This window comes from Microlunatus flavus (assembly GCF_900110855.1).
Lineage (GTDB): Bacteria > Actinomycetota > Actinomycetes > Propionibacteriales > Propionibacteriaceae > Microlunatus > Microlunatus flavus.
The window spans coordinates 294,052-311,778 of record NZ_FOFA01000001.1 but is presented as its reverse complement, the minus strand read 5'-3'; the positions used below and the strand labels follow the sequence as shown (position 1 = coordinate 311,778).

Sequence of the window (17,727 nt, the reverse complement as noted above, 5' to 3'; positions counted from 1 at the left end):
CCGACGCGCGTACGGGCCCGCTCGCGACCCCGGAGCGCGGAGGCGCTACCGGCCCGTCCGGTCCGCCAGCTCCTCGAGCACCGCGCGGGCCGCGTCGCCGTCGCCCAGGCCGAGCTCCGCGCTGGTGAGGCTCGGGTCGGCGGAGAGCGCGACCGCGACGGAGCCGACCTGCGCGGCGCTGACCCAGGCCGGCTCGCCGGCGACGGCCCGGGTGCGGACGGGACCCAGGACCAGCGCGAAGACGCGGGCCTCGTCCCCGGCCTCCGCGGCCAGCACTCGCTGCATCATCAGCACGGCGGCCTGCTCCATGCTCACCAGCCCGCTCCCGGGCACCGGGTGGTGCGCCGACTGCCCGACGACCACCGCGTACGCGCCCTGCCTCGGAAGGTGCGGCAGCGCCGCCCGGGCGACCGCCAGGTGCGTCGTCGCGAGACCGACGAAGGCGCTCTGCCAGTCGGTGTCCTCCACCTCGGTGAGCCTCCGGCCCGCCCACCACCCGCCGATGGGGGCGACGACGTCGTCGACGCCGCCGAGCCGGTCGAGCATCGTCGCGACCAGCGACCCCGCGCCCGCGAACGTGGTGTAGTCGTGCTCGAAGACGTGCAGGCGGGCGGCGTCCTCGGGACCGAGGAGCGCGTGCAGCTCGGCGGCGCGTACGGCGCTGCGCGAGGGGACGACGACGTCCGCGCCGGCGTCGAGGTACGCGCGGACGACGCCCTCGCCGACCGCCCCGGTGCCGCCGGGGACCAGCACGCGGCGGCCCGCCAGGACCCGGGTCCGGGCGGTCGAACCCGTGGGTGCGGTCGAGGTCGTGGTGGTGGGGGCTGTGAGGATGGGCATGGCGGTCTCCTGTCGTTTCGTTGTTGCCGACAACATACAGGGAACTCGTTGGTGTCGACAACAGTTTGGAGGAGCATGAGTCAGCCACAGGCCGCTCCGGCCCGGCTCCGCGCGCTCGCGAGCTGGCAGGCGGGACGGGTGGCGACACTGGGCGCCCGGCTGACGGCCGCGCACATGGCGCTGGAGGCGAGGTCGGACTTCGCCGTGCTGGCCGCCCTGGACGAGCTCGGGCCGCTGAGCCAGGCGGAGATCGGCCGGAGCCTGGGGCTCGACCGCGCGAACGTCAACCGGATCGCCACCCGGCTGGAGCAGGAGGGGCTGATCGCGCGCACGCAGGACCCCGACGACGGACGGCGTCAGGTGCTGACGGCGACCCCCGCGGGGACGGCCCGCCTCGCCGGCCTCGAGCGGAGCGCCCGACGCGTGCAGGACGAGCTGCTCGCCGCGCTCGACGTGGACGAGCGCGAGCAGCTCCGGCTGCTGCTGGACAAGGTCCTGGCGGCCCACCCGGCGCAGCCGGCCTGAGCGGCTTCCCCGTCACGCCGGGGCGTCGACCGCCGGCGGAGGTTCGACCCGCGCGCGGTGCGCCACGAGCAGGGTCCCCACGACGACGGCCACCGCGACCGTGGCCCAGCCGAGGGCCCGCCAGCTCGTCTCGGTCGTGAACCCCGCCGCCGCGAACGACCCGCCGACCTGCGCGGCGATGCCGAGGACCTCGGCGACGGGCTGCACCCGGCCGCGCTCGGAGGGGCGGTAGGCCGAGGCGATCATGGCGCTGCCGCCGGAGTAGGCGAGGTTCCAGCCGACCCCGACGGCGAACATCGCCGTCAGGTAGAGCGGGAGAGCGGCCCCGCCCGCGGCCGCCAGGCCGGCGACGACGATCACCGCGCACCCCAGGGCGGCGACCCGGCGCTCGCCGAGGCGCCCGACGACCCGCGGCACGACGAAGCCCGGCGCGAACATCCCGACCAGGTGCAGCTGGATCGCCAGGGCCGCCTGGCCGGGCGTGCGTCCGGCGTTCAGGCCCAGGATCGGCCCGGCCGTCATCAGCGCGAGCATCGTGAGGGCGGCGGTGACGACGGCCACGGTGCCGAGCAGCAGGACCGGCTGGCGCCACAGGACGCCGTACGCCCGGGGCGGCGCGGTCGCCACGCTCGGGTGCGGACCGCCGGAGGGGTTGGGGGCGGGGACGCGGAGCCGCGTGTTCCAGGCGGCGGCGCCCAGCCCGAGGGCGGCGACCAGCAGGTAGGAGGCGACGTACGGCGTACGGGTGACGTCGCGCAGCGCGGTGGCGACGAACGGTCCGGCCAGCGCCGCGACGAGGCCGCCGGCGAGGACCGTGCTGACGGCGCGGGCGCGGGTAGCCGGGTTCGTGTCGGCGGCGAGGTAGCGGTAGTAGCCGGCCGTCGCGTTGGAGGCGCCGACGACGGCCGTACCGAGGCAGAACAGGACGAACGAGCCGCGCGCGATCGCCAGCGCCGAGATCGTGCCGCCGCCGGCGGCCACGAGGCCGGCCGCGACGAAGGTCGCCCGGTGGCCGAAGCGGCCGATGCTCCGCGACGCCAGGAACGTCGTCAGCCCGCCGGCCACGAAGAGCAGGCTGAAGGGCAGGGTGGCCAGGTCGGGGCGCGGGGCGACCGAGGCCCCGACGATCCCGGTGAGCGTGAGGTCCACGCTCGAGGCCGCGATGAAGAAGGCCTGGGCGACGGCGAGGTGCCGGACGACGCCGGGTGCGGAGCTCACCGGTGCAGCCTGCCCTGCCGGGCGGCGTCGGGCGAGCGAGAATGACGCGCGTGAGCCGGGCGAGCGAGGAGCGCAACCGCGCGATGCTGCGGGCCCGCGACGCGATGGACGCCGCGTACGAGCGCCCCCTGGAGGTCGCCGAGCTGGCCCGGCTGGCCTGCTGCTCGCCGAGCCACTTCATCCGCACCTTCGCGGCGACGTTCGGCGAGACGCCGCACCGCTACCTGCAGCGGCGCCGGGTCGAGCGGGCGATGCACCTGCTGCGCACGACGTCCACCCCGGTCACCGAGGTCTGCTGGGCCGTCGGGTTCGCGAGCCTCGGGACGTTCACGCGGACGTTCGTGCGGGTCGTCGGGGAGACGCCGACCGCGTACCGCCGGCGGGGGCCGCTGCCGCCCGTGCCGTCGTGCTTCGCGATGGCCTGGCTGCGGCCGAGCACGTTCGCGCCGGGGGCCGTGCGGGAGAGCAGTTTCGGAGAAGCGCGGCCGGCCGTCGCTGGCTAGCGTCGAGGACATGATCACCTCGCTGACCATCACGTCCCTCCACGTCCTCGACCAGGACCAGGCGCTCGACTTCTACGTCGGGACGCTCGGCCTGGAGGTCTCCAACGACCTCGACCTCGGCTTCATGCGCTGGCTCACCGTGAAGGTCCCGGGCGAGGAGCGCGAGATCCTCCTCGAACGCCCGGGCCCGCCCGCCATGGACGACGCGACCGCGGAGCAGGTGCGCGACCTCGTGACCAAGGGCGCGGGTGGCGGCACCCTGTTCTTCGAGACCGACGACATCCAGCGGACGTGGGACGACCTCAAGGCCAAGGGCGTGGACCTGCCGGAGGAGCCGACGCCGCGCAACTACGGCACCGACTTCGGGTTCCGCGACCCGTTCGGCAACCACGTCCGGATCGCCCAGCCGCCGGCCTGAGCGGGTCCGCCCGCCCGGTACGCCTCGTCCACCCGGAGAACTCGTGCTTCCCGCAGCAGATCTGCTGCGGGAAGCATCGAAGTTTCACGTGAACGTGAAGAACCTGTGACTCCAGGGCGGCAGGTCCCGCGGCGGGCGGGCGGGTTCAGTCCTCGGAGGAGGACCCGGCGAGGTTGCCCTTGATCAGGTCCATGACCGTGGAGTCGGTGAGCGTCGTGACGTCGCCGAGCTCGCGGTTCTCCGCCACGTCGCGCAGCAGGCGGCGCATGATCTTGCCGGAGCGGGTCTTGGGCAGCTCCTCGACGACCATGATCTGGCGCGGGCGGGCGATCGCGCCGATCTCGCGGGCCACGTGCTTGCGCAGCTCGTCGACCACGTCGGGACCGCCGTCGCCGGCCTCGCTGCGCAGGATCACGAACGCCACGATCGCCTGCCCGGTCGTGTCGTCGGTCGCCCCGACGACGGCCGCCTCGGCCACCTTGGGGTGGCTGACCAGCGCCGACTCGATCTCGGCGGTCGACATGCGGTGGCCGGAGACGTTCATGACGTCGTCGACGCGGCCGAGCAGCCAGATGTCGCCGTCGGCGTCGAGCTTGGCCCCGTCGCCGGCGAAGTACACGCCCGGGAACCGCGACCAGTAGGTGTCGACGTAGCGCTCCTGGTCGCCCCAGATGCCGCGCAGCATCGCCGGCCACGGCCGGTCGATCACGAGGTAGCCCGCGGCGTCGTCCGAGACCGGCTGGCCCTCGTCGTTGACGACCTTGACGCTCACCCCGGGCACCGCGCGCATGGCCGCGCCGGGCTTGCCGTCGGCCACGCCCGGCATCGGCGAGATCATGTGCATGCCGGTCTCGGTCTGCCACCACGTGTCGACGACCGGCGTGCGGTCGTGACCGATGTGCTCGCGGTACCAGACGTACGCCTCGGGGTTGATCGGCTCGCCGACGGAACCCAGGAGGCGCAGGCTCGACAGGTCGGCCTTGGCGGGGATGTCGGCGCCCCACTTCATGAACGTCCGGATCGCCGTCGGCGCGCAGTAGAGGATCGTCACGCCGTAGGAGTCGACGATGTCCCACCACCGGCCCTGGTGCGGCGTGTCCGGCGTGCCCTCGTACATCACGCTGGTCGTGCCGTTCGCGAGCGGGCCGTAGACGAGGTAGGAGTGCCCGGTCACCCAGCCGATGTCCGCGGCGGTCCAGAAGACGTCGGTCTCGGGCTTCAGGTCGAAGGTCGCCCAGTGCGTGTACGCGACGCCGGTCAGGTAGCCGCCGGTCGTGTGGAAGATGCCCTTCGGCTTCCCGGTGCTGCCGCTCGTGTACATGATGTAGAGCGGGTGCTCGGCCTCGAACGCCTCGTACGCGTGCTCGGTCGGCTGGGACGCGACCAGGTCGTGCCACCACACGTCGCGGCCCTCGACCATGGCCGTCTCCTGCTCCGTGCGGCGCACGACCAGCACGCTGCGCACGTCCGGGCAGCGCTCCAGCGCCTCGTCGACGGCAGGCTTGAGCGCCGACGCCTTCCCCTTGCGGAACCCGCCGTCGGCGGTGATGACGACCTCGACCCCGCAGTCGAGGATGCGGGTCGCGAGCGCGTCGGAGGAGAAGCCGCCGAACACGACGGTGTGGGGCGCGCCGATCCGTGCGCAGGCCAGCATGGCCACCGCGGCCTCGGGGATCATCGGCATGTAGATGGCGACCCGGTCGCCGGACTTCACGCCCAGCTCGACGAGCGCGTTCGCCGCCTGGCAGACCTCCGCCGTCAGCTCGGCGTAGGTGATGGTGCGGGTGTCGCCCGGCTCGCCCTCGAAGTGGAAGGCGACGCGGTCGCCGTTCCCGGCCTCCACGTGGCGGTCGAGGCAGTTGTACGCGGCGTTCAGCGTGCCGTCGGCGAACCAGGTGGCGAAGGGCGCGCCGCTCCAGTCGAGCGTCTCGGTCGGCTCGGTCGCCCAGGACAGGCGCCTGGCCTGCTCGGCCCAGAAGGCGACGTCGTCCGCGGCGGCCTCCGCGAACGTGGCCTCGGTGACGTTGGCGTGCGCGGCCAGGTCCGGCGGGGGCGGGAAGCGCCGCTCCTCGGCCGACAGGCTCTCCAGCCCCTGGTCCTGCGTCTCCGCGTCCGCCACCTTCAGGCCTCCTCGCCCTCGTCACCCGCTCGTCGCGCTCACCCTACGACGGGGGTCCGGGCGCCCGGGGGTCGCCGGGCGGTTGTCACGGCGACGGCTAGGCCGAGCCCCGGTCGACGATCTCGGTGGGGAAGATCGTCACGCGCTCGACGTCGCGAGCCATGACGAGGTCGATGAGCACGTCGGCCATCCGGCGGCCCACCTCGAGGGTCGGCTGGCGCACGGTGGTGAGCGGCGGCGTCGAGCCCTGCGCGAAGTAGTCGTCGTCGACGGTCACCAGGCCGAGGTCGTGCGGGACCTGCCGGCCGTGCTCGCGCAGCACGCGCAGGGCCCCGGACGCCAGCTGGGCGCTGGCCGCGAACAGCCCGTCGAAGGGCTCGCCGCGCTCGAGCAGCCGGCGCGCGGCCGCCTCCCCGCTCGCCGGGGAGAAGTCGCCGCGCTCGACCAGGTCGTCGCTCTGGCCGGCCTCGGCGAGCGCGCGGCGCCACCCCTCGAGCCGGTCCACGCCGGCGGCCATGTCCGCCGGCCCCGCCACCGTGGCGATGCGACGCCGCCCGGCGGCGACGAGCCGGCGCGTCGCCTCCTGCGCCGCGGCGACGTTGTCGACGTCGACGTAGAAGGGCAGGTCGCCCTCCTGGCTCATCGGGCGGCCGCCGAAGACGAGCGGCAGCCGGCCGGCGAGGTGGGAGTACGAGCGGTCGTCGGCGTGGTGCGACAGCACCAGGGCCCCGTCGACGCTGCCGGCGCGGAGGTAGCGGCGGACCTTGTCCTCGCTGCCCCCGGCGATCAGCAGCGCCAGGGTGAACTCGGTCTCCGACACCCGGGTCGCCGCGCCCTGGATGACCGAGGCGAAGTACGGGTCGGTGAAGAACGTGGCCGTGTTCTCGGGGATGACCAGCGCCAGGGTCTGCGTGCGCCGGCTGACCAGCGTGCGGGCCGCCCGGTTGGGCGTGTAGCCGAGCTGCTCGATCGCGGCCGACACGGCCGCGACGGCCTCCTTGGTCACGCTGGGGGAGTCGTTGATCACCCGGGAGACCGTCGACTTCGACACCCCGGCCGCCGCGGCGACCATCTTGAGCGTGGGGGTGTCGGTCGCCACGGTCATCGCGCTGCCGCTCTCACGCGCCTCATGGTAGGGGTGCGGGCTGAGCACGGGCCCCGGCCGGCGCCGGCTGGTCGCCGTGCCGCGCCGCGGCCACGAGCGCCGCGAACCGGTGCCCGCTGTCCTTGACCGTGCGCCGCTGCGTGGCGTGGTCGACGTGCACGATCCCGAAGCGCTTCGCGTAGCCCCAGGCCCACTCGAAGTTGTCGAGCAGCGACCACGCGAAGAAGCCGCGCACGTCCGCCCCGAGCTCCACCGCCTCGGCCACCGCGGCGACGTGCGCCTCGACGAACGCGGCTCGCTGGGCGTCGTGGACGCACCCGTCGGGGGTGACGACGTCGGCGTACGCGGCCCCGTTCTCGGTCACGTGCAGCGGCAGGCCCGGGTGCTCCCGCCCGAGCCGGACGAGCAGGTCGCGCAGCCCGTCCGGGTGGACCTCCCAGCCCATCTCGGTCAGCGGCAGGTCGCGGGTCACGGAGCCGACGTGCTCGCTGCCGACGAAGGGCGAGCGCGTGACCTTGTCGGTCGGCCGGAGCCCGCCGGGCCCGCTCTGCGGGTGGCCGGTGACGCAGTCGTCGTGGTAGTGGTTCACGCCCAGGAAGTCGATCGGCTGGGCGATCGTCTCGAGGTCGCCCGGGCGGACGACCTCCTCCAGGCCGAGCCCGGCCACGTCGGCGAGGAAGTCGGCCGGGTAGCGCCCGTGCAGCACCGGCTCGAGGAACGCCCGGTTCCACAGCGCGTCCACCCGGCGGGCCGCGTCGACGTCGACCGGGTCGTCGGGGTCGGCGGGGACCGCGGTGGTGAGGTTCAGGCTGATGCCGACCTGCAGCGGCACGCCCGGACGGGCGAGCTCGCGGAGCCGGCGGGTCGCCAGCCCGTGCGCCAGGTGCTGGTGGTGCAGCGCGGCGAGCGCGGCGCCCGGGTCCTGACGCCCCGGCGCGTGCTCGCCGGAGGCGTGGCCGATGAACGCCGAGCAGAAGGGTTCGTTGAACGTCGTCCAGTGCTCGACCCGGTCGCCGAGGCGGGCGTGCACGTCCTCCACGTAGCGGACGAAGCGTTCCGCGGTGTCCCGCACGGTCCAGCCGCCGCGCTCCTCGAGCGCCTGCGGCAGGTCCCAGTGGTAGAGCGTGAGGAACGGCACGACGTCGCGGGCCAGCAGCTCGTCGACCAGGCGGTCGTAGAAGGCGAGCCCGGCGTCGTTGCGGTAACGGTCGCCCGGGCGCACCCGCGCCCAGCTGACCGAGAACCGGTACGCCGTCAGGCCGAGCGCGCCGAGCAGCGCGACGTCGTCCGGCATCCGCTCCAGGTGCTCGGCGCCGCGCTCCGGGGTGTCGCCGCCGGCGACGTTGCCCGGCACCCGGGCGAACGCGTCCCAGATCGAGTCCTCGCGGCCGTCGGCGTGCGCGCCGCCCTCGATCTGGCCGGCCGACGTCGCCGCTCCCCAGAGGAAGCCGGGGGGCCACGGCGTACGCCCGACCTGCGCCAGTGGGTCCGGAGCCGGTGCGTCCGGAGCCAGGGCGAGGACCGGGTCCAGGGTGGTGCTCATCCCTTCACCGCCCCGGTCATGATGCCGCTGATCAGCTGCTTGCCGGCGACCACGAAAAGCACCAGGAGCGGCAGCGTCGCCAGGACCGCGCCGGTCAGCACGACCGGGTAGTCGACGTAGCGCGCCGACTGCAGCTGGCTGAGCGCGACCTGCAGCGTCGGGTTCTGCGGGACCACGAGCAGCGGCCACAGGTAGTCGGTCCACGCCGTCATGAAGGTGAACAGCCCGAGCACGGCGAGCGCGGGACGCGCCGCCGGCAGGCCGACGTGCAGGAAGGTGCCGAACGTCGACGCCCCGTCCACGCGGGCGGCCTCGACGAGCTCGTCGGGGACGACGCTGATCAGGTACTGCCGCATGAAGAAGACGCCGAACGCCGTGACCAGCGTGGGGATGATCACCGCGCCCAGGTGCCCGGTCCAGCCGAACGTCCGCATCAGCAGGAAGAGCGGGATGATGCCGAGCTGGGTCGGCACGGCGAGCGTGGCGACGACGAAGACCATCAGCCCGCCCTGCCCGCGGAAGCGCAGCTTGGCGAAGGCGAAGCCGGCCAGCGCGGAGAAGGTCAGCACCGAGACCGTGATGATCCCGGAGACGATCAGGCTGTTGGCCATCGCCTGCCAGAAGGCGACCGTGTCGAAGACCTGGGCGGCGTTGGCCCAGAAGGCCCCGCCCGGCAGCAGCGGGGGATAGGTCGAGCTGAGCGTCGCGGGACCGTTCGAGCCGACGACGAAGGACCACCACAGCGGGTACGCCGTGCCCAGGAACCAGGCCAGCAGGAGGCCGTAGGTGAGGAAGCCGGGCCGGGCGCCGCCGAGCCGCCCGCGCCGGCGGGGGACCACCGCGTCGACGGGCTGCACCGCGACCGCGGTGGGCACGCTCGCCGCGCTCATCGGACGACCTCGGAGCCCCGCGACGTCCCCCGAGCCCACGACGTCCCCTGAGCCCACGACGTTCCCTGAGCCCACGACGTTCCCTGAGCCTGTCGAAGGGCGCTTCCGCTTCTTCCTGGGCGCATCGCCCGAGGCGATCTTGCGCGAGATCGCGAAGTTCAGCAGGCCGATCGCGACGACCACGATGAACAGCATCCAGGCGACCGCCGCGGCCTTGCCGAAGTCGCCGCGGTTGAAGGCCAGGTCCCACAGGTAGAGCACGGTGGTCTGGTACTGCCTGAACGCGCCGCCCGGCGTCGCGCTCGTGGCGTCGAACAGCTTGGGCTCGGTGAAGACCTGCAGCCCGCCGATGGTCGCGGTGATCACCACGAAGATGATCGTGGGGCGGATGCTCGGGATGGTGATCGAGAAGAAGCGGCGCACGGGCGACGCGCCGTCGAGGGCGGCCGACTCGTACAGGTCGCGCGGCACGGCCTGCATGGCCGCGAGCAGGATCAGCGCGTTGTAGCCGGTCCAGCGCCAGTTGATCATCGTGGCGATCGCCAGGTGGCTGGCGAGGCGGCTCTGCTTCCACTGCACCGGGTCGACGCCGACCGCGCCGAGCAGGTTGTTGATCAGCCCGTACGTCTCCCCGAACAGGCTCGAGAAGATCAGCGCGACGGCGACGGGCGTGACCACGTACGGCAGCAGGACGCTCATCCGCCAGAACGTGCTGCCCCGCAGCTGCTGGTCGAGCAGGGCCGCGAGGACCAGCGCGATGGCGACCTGCGGGACGGCGGAGAGCACGAAGATGCTCACGGTGTTGAGCATCGAGTTCCAGAACAGCGGGTCGACGAGCTCGGCGCGGAAGTTCGCGAGGCCGATCCAGTCGCCCGGCCCGCCCAGCAGGTCCCAGTCGTTCAGCGAGACGACGAACGTGTAGACGAGCGGGAAGAGGCCGACCAGCCCGAAGAGGACGAAGAACGGCGCGACGTAGAGGTAGGGGGAGTAGCGGACGTCCGCGCGGCTGAGCCGCTGGCGGGGCGTGAGCGGCGGTCGTGCGGGTCGGTCGGTGCGGCCCGGGGGCAGCGTGGCGGTGGCGGTCATGGTGCTCCTCGGCTCGCGCGCGCTGAGCCCGTCGCCCAGGTGCCCCGAGCCCGTCGGTGGGTCGGATCAGGAGAGGGGTGCCCCGGGTCGCCGCCGGAACCGGCGACCCGGGGACATCCCGCTGCGGTGGGAGCCAGGTCAGCTGTTGACGACCTGGTTCAGGAGCTTGATCGCGTCGTCCCAGGCCTGCGCGGCCGGGACGCCCTTGTCGATCTCCTTGATCGCTGGGCCGAAGACCTGCGACTGGATCACCGAGTCCTGCGGGCCCTTGTGCTGCGCGACGACGCCCTGGGCGCGCTTGGCGAGGATGGTGCCGAGCGGGGCGTCGTTGAAGAAGGTCGACAGCTCGTTCGTGCCGGTGACGCCCGGGTCGCTCTGCGCCTGGACACCGCTCGGGAACACGCCGGCCGCCGCGAACGCCGCCGCCTGCTGCGCGGGCTGGGTCATCCAGTCGGCGAGCGCGGCCGCCTCGGCCGGGTGCTTGGAGGTCTTGGGCACGGTCAGGAACGACCCGCCCCAGTTGGCCGCGCCGCCGGGGAACACGTCGGCGAAGTCCCAGCCGGTCTTGGCGTCACCGCCGCCGGAGCTCACCTGGCCCTTGACCACGCCGAGCATCCAGCCCGGGCAGACGAAGGTCGCGAAGCTGCCGTCGGTGAAGGCCTTGCCCTTGCCCCAGTCCCACTGCGACTGGTTGGCCGAGAGGCCCTGCGACGCGGCGGTGCCGAGCTGGTCCCACAGGCCGCGCAGGGTGGCGTTGCCCTCGATGTTCAGCTTGTCGTCGGGCGTGTAGTAGCCGACGGGCTGCTGGTTGACCATGGCGTTCCAGACGAAGCCGCTCTGGTCGTAGAAGGCCTTGCCGGTCTTGTCGTGGTACTGCTTGCCGACCTCGAAGTACTTCGCCCACGAGGCCTGGTCGCCGCCGAACAGCGTGGCCACCTCGTCGCGGTCGGTCGGCAGCCCGGCCTGCTTGAACAGGGTGCGGTTGTAGCAGAGGCCCTCGGGGCCGATGTCGGTCCCGTAGCCGATGATCCGGCCCTCGGGGTCGGTGCCCTGGGCGAGCTTCCAGGGCACCCAGCGGTCCTTGATGGCGTCGGCGCCGTGCTCGCGCAGGTCGGTGAAGGAGCTCGACACCTTCATCACCTGGCCGAGCCAGCCCTCCTCGACGGCCTGGACGTCGGGCAGCCCGCTGCCGGCGGCCTGCTTGGTCTTCCAGTCGGTGAGCGCGTTGTCGCCCGTGTCGATGTTCGAGGCCTTGATGGTGACGTTCGGGTGCGCGGCCTCGTACTGCGCGTAGAGCTTGTCGAAGCCCATCGTCCCGAAGGTCGTGACGGTGAGCTCGACCTTCTCGTTGCCGGTGCCGGAGCTGGAGCCGCCCTCGGCCGAGCCGCTCGAGCCACCGCAGCCGGCGACGGCCAGGGCGAGCGTGGTGACGCCGGCGGCGAGTGCCGCCCAGCGGTGGTGCCTGCGTGTCGACGACATCTGCCACTCCTTCGTGAGCTTCTGGGACCGTTCCCATGGGAACGTTCCCAGGACAGTAGAGGTCGGGCTGAAGGGGTGTCAAGAGATTGGTGGGAACGGTCTTTGGTTAACTGCCGGACGTGATTCCCGAGCCCTACCGCGCCGCCGCGGACCGTTACGACGTCCAGCCCTACCGCCGCTGCGGGGTGAGCGGGCTGCAGCTGCCCGCCGTCTCGCTCGGCTTCTGGCACAACTTCGGCGACGACAAGCCGCTGGAGACCCAGCGCGCGATCATGCGCCGCGCCTTCGACCTGGGCGTGAACCACTTCGACCTGGCGAACAACTACGGCCCGCCGTACGGCTCTGCGGAGACCAACGCCGGCGGGATCCTCAAGGCGGACTTCAAGCCCTACCGCGACGAGCTCGTCATCTCGTCCAAGGCCGGCTGGGACATGTGGCCCGGCCCGTACGGCGACCTGGGCTCGCGCAAGTACCTGACGGCGAGCCTCGACCAGTCGCTCAAGCGGCTGAACCTGGACTACGTCGACATCTTCTACCACCACCGTCCCGACCCCGGCACGCCGCTGGAGGAGACGATGGGCGCGCTCGACGCGGCCGTCCGGGCGGGCAAGGCGCTCTACGTCGGCGTCTCGTCCTACTCCCCGGAGCGCACGCTGGCGGCGGCGAAGATCCTGCGCGAGCTGGGCACGCCGATGCTGATCCACCAGCCGTCGTACTCGATGTTCAACCGCTGGATCGAGGGCGGCCTGCTCGACGCGCTCGACGAGGTCGGTGCCGGCTGCATCGCCTTCACCGCGCTGGCCCAGGGCCTGCTGACCAACCGCTACCTCAACGGCATCCCGGCCGACTCCCGCGCCGCGCAGGGCAAGTCCCTCGAGGCCGAGACGATCACGCCCGAGGTCATCGAGCGCGTCAAGGGCCTGAACGACATCGCGGCCGAGCGCGGCCAGACGCTGGCGCAGATGGCGCTGGCGTGGGTGCTGCGCGACTCCCGCGTCACGAGCACGCTGATCGGCGCCAGCAGCGTCCAGCAGCTCGAGGACAACGTCGCGGCGACGCAGCGCCTCGACTTCAGCGACAAGGAGCTGAAGCGGATCGACGAGCTCGCCGTCGAGTCCGGCGTCGACCTGTGGGCCAGCGCCCGCGACTCCGAGAAGGCCGAGACCGCGGGCGACGCGTTCCACGCCTGAGCTCGACGCTCCCCGAGCACCGCTGACGCTCGGGGAGCGTTCTTGCGCTCTGACCTCTCCACCCGGCGAGAGGTAGGTTGCCGCGCGCTTCGAGGGCGTTCGGGCGCGGCAACCTACCTCTCGGCGGGCAGCTGGGGTCCGGGAGGATGGGCGCCGTGAAACCCGTCGTCGTCCTCGTCCCGCAGCCGCAGCCCGTCGAGCGGATCTTCCGTCCCGAGACGCTGGCGCGGCTGCGCGAACGCTTCACCGTCGTCGAGCCCGCGGGCGCCGACGGTCTCGACGCCGCGCTGCCCGATGCGTGGGCGGTCGTCGGCCAGCCCGACCTGCCGACGGAGCGGCTCGACCGGGCGCCCGACCTGCGGGCCGTGGTCAACGTCGAGGGGAACTTCTACCCGAACATCGACTACCCGACCGCCTTCGCCCGCAGCATCCGGGTGCTGGGCTGCGGGCCGGCGTACGCGCAGGCCGTGGCGGAGCACGCGCTCGGACTGGCGCTGGACCTGGCGCGCGGCATCAGCCGGGAGGACCGGGCGTTCCGCGAGGGCCGCGAGCGCTACCTGGGTGAGGGCAACGCCGACGCCGTGCTGCTGCGCCACGCCGACGTCGGGCTCGTGGGCTACGGCAACCTCGGACGGGCGCTGCGCCCGCTGCTGGCGCCCTTCGCGCCGACCTTGCGTGTCTACGACCCCTGGCTCCCCGACGCCGTGCTGCGCGAGGCCGACGCGACCCCGGCCGGTCTGGACGAGGTCCTGAGCAGCAGCCGCTTCGTCTTCGTGCTGGCCACGGTCACCGGCGACAGCGAGCACCTGCTCGGCGCCCGCGAGCTCGACCTGCTGCCCGACGGTGCCCGGCTGGTGCTGGTCAGCCGCGCCGCGGTGACGGACTACGACGCGCTCGCGGAGCGGGTGGCCGCGGGCCGCTTCCTCGCCGCGAGCGACGTGTGGCCCGAGGAGCCGGTCCCGGCCGACTCGCCCTTCCGCTCGCTGGAGGGCGTGGTGCTCTCCGCCCACCGCGCCGGCGGCATCCCCGCCGCGTTCCTCGAGATCGGCGACATGGTCGTCGACGACCTCGAGCTCATGGCCGCCGGGCTCGCGCCGGTCCGGCTGCAGCAGGCCGCGCCCGAGCTGGTCGGCCGCTACCGCAACCGGCCCGCCGGCTGAGCCCGGAACCGTCGATCTCCGCCGGCTGCGCGACCCCGTGCGGGCGCGCTGGCTGCGTTGCCGACGCTCAACAGCCGTCCAGGCTGCCTTCGCGCCGGCGCCTGACCATCACACCCACCTGGTGCCGCTCGCAAGGCGGCCATCGACGGATCCGGGCTCTGCGTCCGTGCTCGGCAGGATGAGCTCGAGCAGCTGGTCGAGGACGCGGTCGGTGGCGTGGCCGTCGTCCAGGCCGCACCAGCGACGGCGGAACGCGGCGTAGCGCACGGCGTCCTCCGCCGAGGTCGCCGGCAGCGCCAGCAGCTTCTCGGCCAGGACCGCGGGGTCGAGGACGAGCTCACCGGGGCCCTCGGTGTCGAGGTCGAAGGTGAAGCCGCGCAGCTGGTCGCGGTAGTGCTCGAGGTCGTACGGGTGCAGCAGCAGCGGCTTGCCCGTCACCGCGAAGTCGAACATCGCCGAGGAGTAGTCGGTGACCATCGCGTCGGCGGCCAGGTAGAGGTCCGCGATGTCGGGGTTGTCCGAGACGTCGACCAGGCCGGCGAGGCCCGTCCGCACCGGGCGGCGGTAGAGGTAGTAGTGCTGGCGCAGCAGGACGGTGCGGCCGGGGCCGAGGCGCCGGACGAGCTGCTCGAGGTCGAGGCCGTCGGGGGCGTCGGCCTCGTCGACGGTGTCGTCGCGGTAGGTCGGGGCGTAGAGCACCGCGGTGACGTCGTCGCCGATGCCGAGCTCCTCGCGCAGCTCCGCCCGGCGCCGCGCGGCGTCGGGGGCGCTGAGCACGTCGTTGCGCGGGTAGCCGGTCTCCATGACGGGGCCGGCGTAGCCGAAGGCCGTGCGCAGGAGCCCCGTGGCGGCCGGGCTCTGGCTGACCAGGGCGTCCCAGCGGGCGATGTCGAGGTCGAGCTCGACCATCATCTCCTCGGGCGGGATGCTGGCCGCCGCCCGGTGGATCTGCTTCAGCGGGGTCCCGTGCCAGGTCTGCAGGTAGAAGGCACCGGCGGGCTTCTGCCAGCGGTCGAGCTGGATGTGGGTGTTGCTGATCAGCACGTCGGCCGACTCCAGCGCGGCGACGGCCGTCGGCGTGCCGATCGGGACGGTGGCGACGCCGGCCGGGAAGCCGCCCACGAAGCGTTCGTCCTGGAGCCAGACGTGCTCGGCCTCGACGCCGCGCGCGAGCAGGCCCTGGTGCAGCGCGCGGGGGCTGTCCGCGTAGCGTCCGTTGAACGCGTTGTAGACGATCTTCACCGATGAAGTGTGCAGGAGCCCCCAAGCGACCGGGTGCGCGCGACCGACCGGGCTGGTGCGGGCGGCCGGAGCCCGCGCGTCAGCGGTCGTCGGAGCCCGGCAGCGGCCGGACGGCGCCGGCGATGGCCGTCGCCATGGCCAGCAGCACCGCGACCGCGGTGAGGGCCTTCAGCACCCCGACGTGCTCGCCGAGGAAGCCGATCAGCGGGGGCCCGCCGAGGAACGCCACGTAGCCGATCGAGGCGATCACGCTCACGCGGGCGGCGGCGTACGCGGGCTCGTCGGCGCCGGCGCTCATCCCGACGGGGAAGCCGAGCGAGAGGCCCGCGCCCCACAGGACGGCGCCGAGGAAGGCCGCCACCGGGTGCTGGCCGAAGACGAACAGCAGCAGCCCGGCCACGCTGGCCGCGGCCATCAGGCGGGTGACGGCGACGCGGCCGTGCCGGTCCAGCAGGCCGGGGCCGATCCAGCGACCGACCGTCATGGCCGCGAGGAAGGTCGCGAAGCCGAGGATGCCGACGACCCGGGAGGTGCCGTAGCCGTCGATGAGGGCGACGCTGGTCCAGTCGTTGCCGGTCCCCTCGGCGAAGGCGAAGGCCAGGACGAAGAGGCCGACGAGGAGGGTGCGCGGCTCCCGCCAGGCGGCGAGCGCGCTGCGGCGGGGTGGTGCAGGGTCGTCGTGCGCGCGCTCCTCGGTGTCGGGGACGAAGCCCCGCACGGCGAGCGGGGCGACCGCCATCACGACGACCCCCGCGGCGACGAGGTGGGCGGTGACGGGGACGCCGAGCGCCACCAGCCCGGCCCCGCTGAGGGCGCCCACCACGGTGCCGATGCTGAAGCCGGCGTGGAAGCGCGGCATGATCGCCCGGCCGAGGCGGCGCTCCACGACGGCGCCCTGGACGTTCATGGCGACGTCCCAACCGCCCTGGGCGAAGCCGAGGAAGAACAGGGCGACGACCAGCGGCACGACGCCGTACGGGGACCCCAGCCCGATGCCGACGAGGGCGGCGCCGGACAGCAGCGACATGGCCTGGACGCTGCGCTTCGAGCCGACGTGCGCGACGAGCGGGCCCGCCAGGGGCAGCGCGATCACCGAACCGGCGGCGATGGCCAGCAGCACCAGGCCCAGCTCGGCCGACGACAGGGCCAGGTGGTCGCGCACCTGGGGGATCTCGGAGGCCCAGCTGGCGAAGGCGAAACCCGTCGCGATGAAGGCCGCGTACGTCGCGCGTACGCCGGCGGCGGTGGCGGTCCGGTCGGGGGAGAGCGACGTGCTGGACACGCCGCCACTCTGCCGTGCCGGCGGCCTCGCGGACCCGTCGTCCCGCGGCTGTCAGCGTCCCGGATTGACGCCTCAACGGCGTCTTTCCTTGTCAGGCCATGTTTCTGAGCAGAGCCTGAGATCTTGTCCACATACCCAGGGGTGGTGGACTCGCTCGATGGTCGCGTGTTTCACTCGATGCGTGGCCAGCAGCGCGCCACGTTCGTCTCTCAACGAACGGAAGCGCACTGATGCCTCTTCTCACTCTCTCGCCCGCCGCCTCGGCCGACGCGTCCACCGCGCTGCGTGCGCCGGACCAGGACCAGCGCGCCGAGCTCGCCGCGCACACGCTGGCTCTCTTCCGTGAGTCCCGCGCCGCCGACGAGGACCGCGGGCGCGCGATCGTCGACGAGATCGTCACCAGCCACCTCTGGCTCGCCGACGCCGTCGCCCGACGGTTCCGTGACCGCGGGGAGGAGGCCGACGACCTCCGCCAGATCGCCCGCGCCGGCCTGGTCGAGGCGTGCTCCCGCTTCGACCCCGACCAGGGGCCGTTCACGGCCTTCGCCTTCCCGACCGTGACCGGTCTGGTCAAGCGGCACTTCCGCGACCACGGCTGGTCCATCCGCCCGCCCCGCCCGACGCAGGAGCTGTCGGCGGAGATGTGGCGCTCCTGGCCCGAGATCGCCCAGGCCGTCGGCGGCGAGCCCTCCGAGCGCCAGCTCGCGGCCTCGCTCGGCGCCAGCGTGGACGAGGTCCGGCGCGCGCGCAGCGCGAGCCAGGCCTACACCTGCAGCTCGCTCGACGCGCTCGCGCAGGACCGCTCCGAGGACGACCCCGAGGGCGACCGCTGCGAGGCACGGGTGCTCGTGTCGTCGGTGTGGCCCGAGCTGACGCAGGCGGAGCGTGAGCTCCTGCGCATGCGCTTCTACGAGGAGCGCTCGCAGAGCGACATCGCCGGGGTGCTCGGGACCAACCAGATGCAGGTCTCCCGTCTCCTCGCCCGCCTGATGACCAAGCTCCGCCGCCTGATCGGCTCCCTCGACGAGCGCGAGGTCCCGGCGGCGGCCTGAGCGACCCGGGCTGCCTGCGGCGCACGGACCCACGCCGGACCGAGGAGTTTTGCCGGACGCCGTACGGGGAACGGT

General features: G+C 73.3%; 15 protein-coding genes. 6 read left to right on the top strand and 9 right to left on the bottom strand.

Annotation, left to right across the window (positions count from 1 at the left end; all coding sequences use genetic code 11):
* Nucleotides 1–45: 45 nt before the first annotated feature.
* Nucleotides 46–840: an SDR family oxidoreductase gene (locus tag BMY04_RS01480; RefSeq protein ID WP_170853941.1), complete on the bottom strand. Its 795-nt coding sequence runs from the start codon at nt 838–840 to the stop codon at nt 46–48.
* A gap of 75 nt (nt 841–915) precedes the next feature.
* Here BMY04_RS01480 and BMY04_RS01475 point away from each other — a divergent pair, with 75 nt between their 5' ends.
* Entirely contained in the window at nt 916–1,365 is a 450-nt protein-coding gene (locus BMY04_RS01475) for a MarR family winged helix-turn-helix transcriptional regulator (RefSeq protein WP_091177351.1), read from the top strand.
* A 12-nt stretch (nt 1,366–1,377) separates the two neighbouring features.
* Here BMY04_RS01475 and BMY04_RS01470 read toward each other — a convergent pair whose 3' ends face one another.
* On the bottom strand, nt 1,378–2,583 hold the full coding sequence (locus BMY04_RS01470) for an MFS transporter (RefSeq protein ID WP_091177350.1): 1,206 nt from the start codon (nt 2,581–2,583) through the stop codon (nt 1,378–1,380).
* A gap of 50 nt (nt 2,584–2,633) precedes the next feature.
* Between BMY04_RS01470 and BMY04_RS01465 the strand changes: the two genes are divergently transcribed.
* A complete protein-coding gene (locus tag BMY04_RS01465; RefSeq protein WP_170853940.1) occupies nt 2,634–3,086 on the top strand; it encodes a helix-turn-helix domain-containing protein in 453 nt (150 codons plus the stop codon).
* Between the two features lie 10 nt (nt 3,087–3,096).
* Entirely contained in the window at nt 3,097–3,504 is a 408-nt protein-coding gene (locus BMY04_RS01460; protein ID WP_091177348.1) for a VOC family protein, read from the top strand.
* 145 nt (nt 3,505–3,649) lie between these two features.
* Here BMY04_RS01460 and acs read toward each other — a convergent pair whose 3' ends face one another.
* From acs to BMY04_RS01430, 5 genes are all read right to left on the bottom strand, one after another.
* Complete coding sequence (acs, locus tag BMY04_RS01455; protein WP_091177347.1) at nt 3,650–5,623, bottom strand: acetate--CoA ligase; 1,974 nt, start codon at nt 5,621–5,623, stop codon at nt 3,650–3,652.
* A 97-nt stretch (nt 5,624–5,720) separates the two neighbouring features.
* A complete protein-coding gene (locus BMY04_RS01450) occupies nt 5,721–6,728 on the bottom strand; it encodes a LacI family DNA-binding transcriptional regulator (protein ID WP_091177346.1) in 1,008 nt (335 codons plus the stop codon).
* A gap of 22 nt (nt 6,729–6,750) precedes the next feature.
* Nucleotides 6,751–8,271: a GH1 family beta-glucosidase gene (locus BMY04_RS01445; RefSeq protein ID WP_091177345.1), complete on the bottom strand. Its 1,521-nt coding sequence runs from the start codon at nt 8,269–8,271 to the stop codon at nt 6,751–6,753.
* Nucleotides 8,268–10,247: an ABC transporter permease gene (locus BMY04_RS23205; protein WP_232506029.1), complete on the bottom strand. Its 1,980-nt coding sequence runs from the start codon at nt 10,245–10,247 to the stop codon at nt 8,268–8,270. Before BMY04_RS23205 ends, BMY04_RS01445 begins: the two co-directional genes overlap by 4 nt.
* Nucleotides 10,248–10,385: 138 nt before the next feature.
* Entirely contained in the window at nt 10,386–11,726 is a 1,341-nt protein-coding gene (locus tag BMY04_RS01430; RefSeq protein ID WP_091177344.1) for an ABC transporter substrate-binding protein, read from the bottom strand.
* 119 nt (nt 11,727–11,845) lie between these two features.
* Here BMY04_RS01430 and mgrA point away from each other — a divergent pair, with 119 nt between their 5' ends.
* Entirely contained in the window at nt 11,846–12,916 is a 1,071-nt protein-coding gene (gene mgrA, locus BMY04_RS01425; protein WP_269766180.1) for an L-glyceraldehyde 3-phosphate reductase, read from the top strand.
* A gap of 155 nt (nt 12,917–13,071) precedes the next feature.
* Nucleotides 13,072–14,076 carry an NAD(P)-dependent oxidoreductase gene (locus tag BMY04_RS01420; protein ID WP_232506028.1) on the top strand — a complete coding sequence of 335 codons (1,005 nt, stop codon included), beginning with the start codon at nt 13,072–13,074 and terminating at the stop codon, nt 14,074–14,076.
* A 108-nt stretch (nt 14,077–14,184) separates the two neighbouring features.
* Here BMY04_RS01420 and BMY04_RS01415 read toward each other — a convergent pair whose 3' ends face one another.
* Both BMY04_RS01415 and BMY04_RS01410 read right to left on the bottom strand, forming a co-directional pair.
* On the bottom strand, nt 14,185–15,318 hold the full coding sequence (locus BMY04_RS01415; RefSeq protein WP_091177342.1) for a CDP-glycerol glycerophosphotransferase family protein: 1,134 nt from the start codon (nt 15,316–15,318) through the stop codon (nt 14,185–14,187).
* 79 nt (nt 15,319–15,397) lie between these two features.
* Nucleotides 15,398–16,600, bottom strand: a complete 1,203-nt coding sequence (locus BMY04_RS01410) for an MFS transporter (protein ID WP_091177341.1) — start codon at nt 16,598–16,600, stop codon at nt 15,398–15,400.
* Between the two features lie 230 nt (nt 16,601–16,830).
* Between BMY04_RS01410 and BMY04_RS01405 the strand changes: the two genes are divergently transcribed.
* Nucleotides 16,831–17,652, top strand: coding sequence for a sigma-70 family RNA polymerase sigma factor (locus tag BMY04_RS01405; RefSeq protein WP_091177340.1), 822 nt, complete (start codon nt 16,831–16,833; stop codon nt 17,650–17,652).
* Nucleotides 17,653–17,727 lie beyond the last annotated feature (75 nt).

What these genes read in the sequence shown, in the direction of transcription:
- BMY04_RS01460 (WP_091177348.1), top strand. Translation starts at nt 3,097, where the DNA reads ATGATCACCTCGCTGACCATCACGTCCCTCCACGTCCTCGACCAGGAC.
- BMY04_RS01475 (WP_091177351.1), top strand. Translation starts at nt 916, where the DNA reads ATGAGTCAGCCACAGGCCGCTCCGGCCCGGCTCCGCGCGCTCGCGAGC.
- BMY04_RS01430 (WP_091177344.1), bottom strand. Translation starts at nt 11,726, where the DNA reads ATGTCGTCGACACGCAGGCACCACCGCTGGGCGGCACTCGCCGCCGGC.
- BMY04_RS01445 (WP_091177345.1), bottom strand. Translation starts at nt 8,271, where the DNA reads ATGAGCACCACCCTGGACCCGGTCCTCGCCCTGGCTCCGGACGCACCG.
- BMY04_RS01405 (WP_091177340.1), top strand. Translation starts at nt 16,831, where the DNA reads ATGCCTCTTCTCACTCTCTCGCCCGCCGCCTCGGCCGACGCGTCCACC.
- BMY04_RS01450 (WP_091177346.1), bottom strand. Translation starts at nt 6,728, where the DNA reads ATGACCGTGGCGACCGACACCCCCACGCTCAAGATGGTCGCCGCGGCG.
- BMY04_RS23205 (WP_232506029.1), bottom strand. Translation starts at nt 10,247, where the DNA reads ATGACCGCCACCGCCACGCTGCCCCCGGGCCGCACCGACCGACCCGCA.
- BMY04_RS01480 (WP_170853941.1), bottom strand. Translation starts at nt 840, where the DNA reads ATGCCCATCCTCACAGCCCCCACCACCACGACCTCGACCGCACCCACG.